The organism is Ancylomarina sp. (assembly GCF_041555295.1).
Lineage (GTDB): Bacteria > Bacteroidota > Bacteroidia > Bacteroidales > Marinifilaceae > Ancylomarina.
Genome location: NZ_JBFFKR010000152.1, coordinates 1 through 8,333 on the forward strand (window position 1 = coordinate 1; position 8,333 = coordinate 8,333).

Annotated in this window: 5 protein-coding genes; all 5 read left to right on the top strand. The window is 38.1% G+C overall.

What is annotated here, in order from left to right:
• On the top strand, window positions 1-1,005 hold a 1,005-nt coding region (locus tag ABY905_RS11025), incomplete at its 5' end, for a LacI family DNA-binding transcriptional regulator (protein WP_372643676.1).
• A 1,095-nt stretch (window positions 1,006-2,100) separates the two neighbouring features.
• A complete protein-coding gene (locus ABY905_RS11030) occupies window positions 2,101-3,501 on the top strand; it encodes an MFS transporter (RefSeq protein WP_372643679.1) in 1,401 nt (466 codons plus the stop codon).
• Window positions 3,502-3,512: 11 nt separating this feature from the next.
• The gene (pgmB, locus tag ABY905_RS11035) at window positions 3,513-4,172 is read left to right on the top strand and encodes a beta-phosphoglucomutase (RefSeq protein ID WP_372643682.1); all 660 of its coding nucleotides are present in this window, start codon (window positions 3,513-3,515) and stop codon (window positions 4,170-4,172) included.
• 127 nt (window positions 4,173-4,299) lie between these two features.
• The gene (locus tag ABY905_RS11040) at window positions 4,300-6,612 is read left to right on the top strand and encodes a glycoside hydrolase family 65 protein (RefSeq protein ID WP_372643685.1); all 2,313 of its coding nucleotides are present in this window, start codon (window positions 4,300-4,302) and stop codon (window positions 6,610-6,612) included.
• 189 nt (window positions 6,613-6,801) lie between these two features.
• The coding region (locus ABY905_RS11045) for an alpha-amylase family glycosyl hydrolase (RefSeq protein ID WP_372643687.1) at window positions 6,802-8,333 on the top strand (1,532 nt) is incomplete at its 3' end.

Genomic DNA, 8,333 nt, shown 5'->3' on the forward strand with positions numbered 1-8,333 from the left:
GGACAGGTAACGATTAAGGATATTGCTAAAGAATTAGGTATTTCAGCTTCAACTGTTTCAAGAGCTTTAAAAGACCATCCGGATATAAGTGTGAAAACGAAAGAGGCGGTCAACGCTTTGGCTAAGGCCTGGCATTATAAACCTAATGCAGTTGCTTTAAGTTTGCGGAGTAGCAAGAGTAATGTTATAGGGGTGATGATTCCTGAAATTGTTCATCATTTCTTCTCTTCTGTTATAAGTGGGATAGAGAAAATTGCTCACGATGCGGGTTATAATGTGATGATTTTCCAGTCAAATGAATCCGTTGATCGTGAGATGGATAACACTCAAGCACTTTTGTCTAGTCGAGTTGATGGTGTAGTGGTGTCTATGTCGAAAGAGACTAAGAATTACGACCATTTCCGTGAATTGAGAAGTAACGGTATTCCCATTGTATTTTTTGATCGCATTTGCAACGAGGTTTCTTCCGATAATGTTATTGTTGATGATTATGCAGGTGCATTTTCAGCTGTTCAACACCTGATTGAGTCAGGATGTAAGCGCATTGCTCATTTATCGGCTCCTCAGCATATGCTTTTAGGACAAAATCGGTTGCAGGGCTATCGCCAGGCGTTACTTAAGAATAAACTTGCTATCGACGAAGATCTGATTATAAAGTGTGATAGTTTTGATGAAGCCAAAGAATTAGTCCCTGCATTATTGAGCCTTTCTGAACGGCCAGACGCGATTTTTGCTGTAAATGAATTGACTGCAGCAGGAGCATTAAGCGTCGTTAAAAAAGCAGGCTTACGTGTTCCTGAGGATATTTCCATTATTGGTTTTACAGATGGTTTGGTTTCTCGTGTTACTGATCCTGCCCTTACCACTCTGGAGCAGCATGGTCATGATGTAGGTTTAACAGCTATGGAATTACTCCTGAGCAGAATTAACGAGGGAGTTATGGATTATAAGCCTGTAACGAAGGTGATTAAGACTTCATTGGTGGTTCGTGAGTCAACGAAGTAGCTCTAAGTGGATGGCCTTCAGATAATATTTGTGAGAAGTTGATAGGCTGCGGCTTGTTGTTTCGATAGAGTTTGATACTGTATCCATGTAAATTATAATAATGAGTTTCTTATTCCTAATATTATTCAGGAATAAGGAACTCGTTTTGTTTGGACTTAATGATATGCTGCCAATACGGCAACCAAACTATACATTTCTGTTAATAGGTGTATCCTATTATTTCTAATGATTGAAAAAGTTAGCTTGAAAAATAGTGTGACACTTGTCATCTCAGATGTTTTTTTGTGCTGCGATATTTGACCTAATCAAGCAATTTTATAAAAAGATAATATGATTTTGCGGATTAAATGAGCTCCTTTATAAGTTTGCATTAGAAACCTTTTTATTTTTATCGGACCTTGTTCGAGTCAAGGCTGGAATAAGCCCGGAACAAGTCTGGGTTTATCCAGTAATGAAGCGGAGTTGCTAGAGAGAAGGTAGGGGGTATACTAGTGTATGGAAAAGATGTGGAGATGAAAATAGGAGCAGAGTGATTTTCTTGTTTCGTTTGTGTTTTCCCAATTGCAGCATTTGTTTGTGAATTCTATGACTGATGATGAGTCATAGTTTCACTTTTACATTGTCCCAATCTGATTTGAAAATACTTCAATAAGGAGTTCCTTATTGAGGTATTTTAGTGTTTTAGCAGCGCGACTCTCATTCAGGATGACTTTTTTTTATTTTTTTTATTTTTCTCCGCAACCGTTTGAAATGCGATATGGCTCAATGTCTATGGGTGTTTTGAATTACAGGATACTCCTTTTTTTTGATATTCTGTAAAATTTATTCTAATTTCGAATCCCAGAGGCCAGCCTCTATTCCGACTATATTATAATAATTACTTCCTTTATTATTGATCTCAAAACTGAGCTTTAGCTCTGTTTCATTGGGATTGGTATCCTTATTTTTAGGTGGCACATGCTGAGTTAGCTGAAATGTGTCTCAATCCAGACGATATTTTTTTGAAAATGATTACTATCTTTTCGATAGTAATGGTTTTAAAAGACTGTTTTATCCAATTTTAAATGTGCCTTTTGATACAAAAATGAAAATCTAATGAAGAAACAACCTCGTTTAAATTTTTGGCAAATATGGAATGTAAGTTTTGGATTCCTGGGGATACAAATGGGTTTTGCTTTGCAAGGAGCTAATGTAAGCCGTGTTTTGTCCAGTTTAGGAGCCGATTTACACCATTTATCCCTTTTTTGGTTGGCCGCCCCAGTTATGGGATTAATTGTTCAGCCAATTGTTGGAGGAGCTAGTGATCGCACATGGAATCGTTTCGGACGAAGAGGCCCTTTCATTTTAGGAGGTGCTATAATTGCTGCTTTATCCATGTTTTTTATGCCTAACGCTGGCATCGCTGTCAAAATTATGCCACCTCTTGTGTTTGGTGCTATAATGTTTGCCTTAATGGATGGTTCATTTAATATTACCATGCAACCATTTAGAGCACTTGTAGCTGATATGACTCCCGAAGAACAAAGAAATACGGGATATTCTATCCAAAGTTTTTTGATTAACACTGGAGCAGTACTGGGTTCTATTTTGCCATTTGTTTTAACCAATGTTCTTGGAGTAAGCAATGTTGATCCCGATGGTGGTGTGCCTTCATCCGTAATCTGGTCATTCTATATTGGTGGTGGCATGTTGCTTCTGTCAGTACTTTGGACTGTGTTTCGAACTAAGGAATACCCACCAGAGGAATATGCCGATTATAAAGGCTTGGAACTTGTATCCAAGGAAAAAAAGAAAAAACCCACTTTAGCTGGTTTTTTCAAACTTCTTAAGGAAACTCCTAAAACGATGATGCAATTAGCTGTCGTACAGTTTTTCTCATGGTTTGCCCTTTATTTAATGTGGGTGTATACAACTTACGCTTTGGCTCAACATTCATGGGGTTGTTCTATTGATGATGTTTCTTCTAAATCTTTTCAGGATGCAGGAGATTGGGTCGGAATTCTATTTGGAGGTTACAGTCTTTTTGCGGCTATATTTTCAGTTGTAATGTCAAAGCTTGCCACTCGTTTTGGCAGGAAAAATGTTTATTCCATATCATTACTTCTAGGAGGTATTGGATATTTATCAACCTATCTATTCAGTGGAGGTGAGCTTATTCATTTGAATCTCTTGATAACAGAGGTTGATGTGCCTTCGAGTGCTGCTCTATGGTTGTTTTCAATGGTAGGAGTCGGAATAGCATGGGCTGCGATTTTAGCCATGCCATATTCTATTTTGTCTGACTCATTACCTGCTGATAAAATGGGTGTGTATATGGGGATTTTCAATTTCACCATTGCAGGCCCTCAAATTATTAGTGGGATAATCGCTGGTGAAATATTAAGATACTTTTTTGACGGAGAAGCAATTTACATCATGATAATTGCTGGTGTGTCGATGTTGTTAGGGGCAATTTCAGTTGCCTTTGTGAAGCAAAATAAAGCTGTTAAATTATAATGTTTGTTAGGATGGGAACGATTAGTGCATGTATTTTTGATTTAGATGGTGTTGTAGTTGATACAGCTAAATACCACTATATAGCTTGGAAAAGCTTGGCCAATGGATTGGGTTTCGATTTTACTGAGGAGGATAACGAACGCTTAAAAGGTGTAAGCCGAATGCGTTCTTTGGAGATTCTAATGGAAATTGGAGGCGTAGATCTTGATGAGGAAACTCAGTTAAAGCTGGCTGCCAAAAAGAACGAGGAATATTTAGAATATATTCTAAAGATGACACCTGATGAAATTCTTCCGGGCGTGAAGATTTTCTTTGAAGACCTAAAAGCCAAAGGCATTAAGATTGCCCTAGGTTCTGCAAGCAAGAATGCCATGACCATTCTTGAACAATTGAAACTAACCTCATATTTCGATGCTATTGTTGATGGTACTCATGTTAGTAAGGCTAAACCTGATCCTGAAGTTTTCTTGAAGGGAGCAGAGCTTTTAGGTTTCGAACCGGCAAATTGTGTGGTGTTTGAGGACGCCGAAGCTGGTGTTGAAGCTGCAATTAACGGAGGGATGCGATGTGTCGGAATAGGATCTCCTGATATTTTAAACAAAGCCAATTTTGTGGTTCCTGGATTTGAAGGTTTTACTTTCGAAAAATTGGAATCAGGTTTAAATAAGTAGTCGGGATGGGCTTTTGTCCTTCTGTACTAAATTATTAATGATAGAGATGGTTGCCCATCTGTAGTGTGGTTACAGATTTTGCGAGACGAATTTGTAATCTACAGTCTGTATCTAAAATTGAAGCAAAATGAACGAGTATTTAAAGCATGATGAGTGGTGTATTATAGAAGAAGGTTTTACACCTGAAAATCACCAATCATCTGAAAGTATATTTAGTCTTGGAAATGGAAATATGGGACATCGAGCTATGTTCGAAGAACAGTATTCCGGAGAGACTCTACAAGGAACCTATATAGCTGGAGTTTATTACCCTGATAAAACCAGAGTAGGTTGGTGGAAAAACGGTTACCCCGAATATTTTGCCAAGGTGCTAAATGCGCCAAACTGGATTGGTATCGACGTTAAAATAAACGGAGAGATGCTCGATTTGGCAAAATGTGAGGTGAGCGAATTTATTCGCACCCTTAACATGAAAGAAGGCGTATTGGAGCGTTCTTTTGTGGCTACTATGGGTAATGGCAATAAAGTGAAGATTGAAGCCAAACGTTTTTTGAGTATTGTGACTACAGAAGTTGGTGTGATTCGCTACTCGGTTACAGCTCTTAATTTTGATGGTGAAATTAGTTTCAATTCATATATCGATGCTGACGTTAAAAACGAAGACTCGAATTATGATGAGAAGTTCTGGGACATCTTAAACACCAAGTCGATGACTGGTGAAGCTTATATTACTGCTCGTACTAAGAAACTTGATTTTCATGTTTGCATGAACATGCGATACCAGGTTTTAAAGAACGGACAGGATGTTGCAGCTACAGCTGATATCATCGAAAAAGAAAAATATGTTGCCAATACCATTGAACTTGATGTTGAGCAAGGTGATGAACTTAGCTTTTACAAATATGTAAGTGTATTAAGTTCATTGAATCACAGTAAAACTGAAATTAGTGGCAATGCATCTAAGGTTTCAGGAGCAGCTTTCGAAAAGGGCTATGGAGCTTTATTGGAAGAGCATGTTGCAGCTTGGGCTGAAAAATGGTCTATCTCTGATATTGTAATTGAAGGTGATGTGGCTGCTCAGCAAGCTATTCGTTTCAATATTTTTCAGTTGAATCAAACCTATACAGGTGAAGATGAGCGATTGAATATTGGACCAAAGGGATTTACTGGTGAAAAATATGGTGGATCAACTTATTGGGATACTGAAGCTTACTGTGTGCCTTTCTATTTGAGTACATCTCGTCCTGAGGTGACTCGTAATCTTTTGATTTATCGTCATAAGCACTTGCAAAAAGCGATTGAGAATGCTGCTAAATTAGGATTCACAAATGGAGCAGCTCTTTATCCTATGGTGACCATGAATGGTGAGGAGTGTCATAACGAGTGGGAAATTACTTTCGAAGAGATTCATCGTAATGGAGCCATTGCTTTTGCCATTTACAACTACATTCGTCACACCGATGATAAAAACTATTTGGCTGAATATGGTCTTGATGTTTTGGTTGGTATTTCACGTTTTTGGAGCCAGAGAGTTACCTATTCTACAGCGAAAAATAAATATGTGATGCTTGGTGTTACCGGACCTAATGAGTACGAGAACAACGTGAACAATAACTGGTATACCAATACCATTGCATGTTGGTGTATGTCTTATACTCAGGAAGCCTTTAAATATGTGAAGGAAAGTAATCCAACTCGTTACGAGGAAATTATTGAAAATTTGAATTTCGATTTCGATAAGGAAACGGCTAGATGGACCGATATTGTTGAGAACATGCATTTTCCTATCGAGGAAGAAACTGGTGTTTTCTTACAACAAGATGGATTCATGGATAAGGAGCAATTGACTGCTTCTGATTTGGATCCTCAATTCCGTCCAATTAACCAGTTTTGGTCATGGGACAGAATTCTACGGTCATGTTTCATCAAACAAGCTGATGTTTTGCAAGGCGTTTATTTGTTCGAAGAGAACTACGATTTGGAAACCATCAAGAAGAATTATAATTTCTACGAGCCAAGAACACTTCATGAGTCTTCATTATCGCCATGTATTCACTCAATTTTGGCTTCAAAAATCGGTGATATCGATAGTGCTTACGACATGTATTTAAGAACCTCTCGTTTGGATCTTGATGATTACAACCGTGAAGCTCACGAAGGCTTGCATATTACCAGTATGGCTGGTACTTGGATGTCGATTGTAGAAGGTTTTGGAGGTATGCGTGTGGTTAATGGACAACTTAGCCTAAAACCTCTTATTCCTGAACAATGGAAATCTTATTCTTTTAAAGTTTTATTCCGTGGTAACTTACTTAATATCTTTGTATCAGCCGACGAAGTTGGCGTGATAAATGAAGAAGGTGAGGACGTTTTAATCTTTATTAAAGATGATGAATATAAAATAGAGAAGAGCAGTAGTCTGGTTATAGAAAACGAATAGCTCTAATGTAATTGTTGGCTTGCAGAATTGTGTATAAGAACAAGGATTGTAGGCCAACTTTTTTTTTTACCTTCTAGGTAATTACGAAACTGGATTAAAATCTCGTATATATTAACTGTATATGGCATGATAATCAAACAACTCAACAACCAAGCTTCCGATGCTTATCGGAAAAACAACAACTGAACCATGAACGGAATAAAAACCTTATTTATCGCTCTAAGTCTCACATTTATATGTGGTACGTCTTCCTTTGCAGGGAAAATTAAATTAGATCATGTTGAACCCATGTTTTGGTGGGCTAATATGACCAATCCCAAACTACAAGTCATGATCCATGGCGAAAATATTTCAGATTGCAGAGTGGCGATCAACTATTCAGGAGTGGCAATTGAAAGAATCATTAAGACAGATAATCCTAATTATTTATTTCTTAATCTTTTGATTGACAAATCGACTAAAGCCGGAAGTTTTGATATCCTTTTTACCGACAAAGGAAAAACGAAAGCGACTTATAAGTACGAATTGAAACAAAGGAGAGTCGGTTCTGTTGATCGTAAAGGTTTTGATACTTCCGACGTGGTATACCTCACCATGCCCGACCGTTTCTCCAACGGAAATCCTGATAACGATTCAGTTGATGGAATGAATGATAAATTAGATCGAGATAATCCTGATGGCCGTCATGGTGGCGATATTCAAGGGATCATCAACCACTTGGATTACCTACAGGAACTTGGTATTACCGCCCTTTGGAATACCCCTTTGATGGAGGATAATATGGATAAGGTTTCTTACCATACCTATGCCATTTCTGATTTTTACAAAGTAGATGCCCGTTATGGCACCAATGAAGATTATGCTCGTTTGTCCGCTGAAGCAAAGAAGCGTGGCATTAAATTGATTATCGATATTGTAACCAACCACTCTGCGTCGGCACACTGGTGGATGAAAGATTTGCCTTCGAAGGATTGGGTTCACACTTTTCCTGAATTCACCAATTCGAATCACCGTAAGAGTACAACCAATGACCCATATGTATCAAAAGTAGACTACGACTTAAATTTTGATGGCTGGTTTGATACCAGTATGCCTGACTTAAATCAAAAGAATGATTTACTAATAACTTATTTAACTCAGAATACCATTTGGTGGATTGAATTCGCTGACTTAGGAGGTGTTCGTGTTGATACTTACCCATACAACGACAAGGATGCGATGGCTGTTTATGCCGGCGCCATTATGAACGAATATCCAAATTTTAATGTGGTTGGAGAAACCTGGTTAAGCACTGCTGCTGAAATTTCGTACTGGCAAAAAGATGCTTTAAATCACGATGGCTACAATTCAAACTTGCCTTGTGTGATGGATTTTTCATTATTAGAAGCCATGACCAAAGCATTTGATGAGAAAGCGAACTGGAACGCAGGTTTGATTCGTTTGTACAACTCTTTGGCATTTGATTATTTCTATCCACATCCTGAAAATATTTTCACTTTTATGGAGAATCACGATACCGACAGAATGATGACGGTATTAGATGGTGACATGCGTAAATATAAAATGCTAATGAGCTTTTTATTGACTACCCGTGGGATTCCTCAATTGTATTATGGAGGAGAAATCTTGATGGAAGGTCGTAAATCAGACGGTGACGGTGTGATGCGTATCGATTTTCCAGGAGGCTGGGAAGGCGATGCTAGAAATGCCTTTACCAAAGA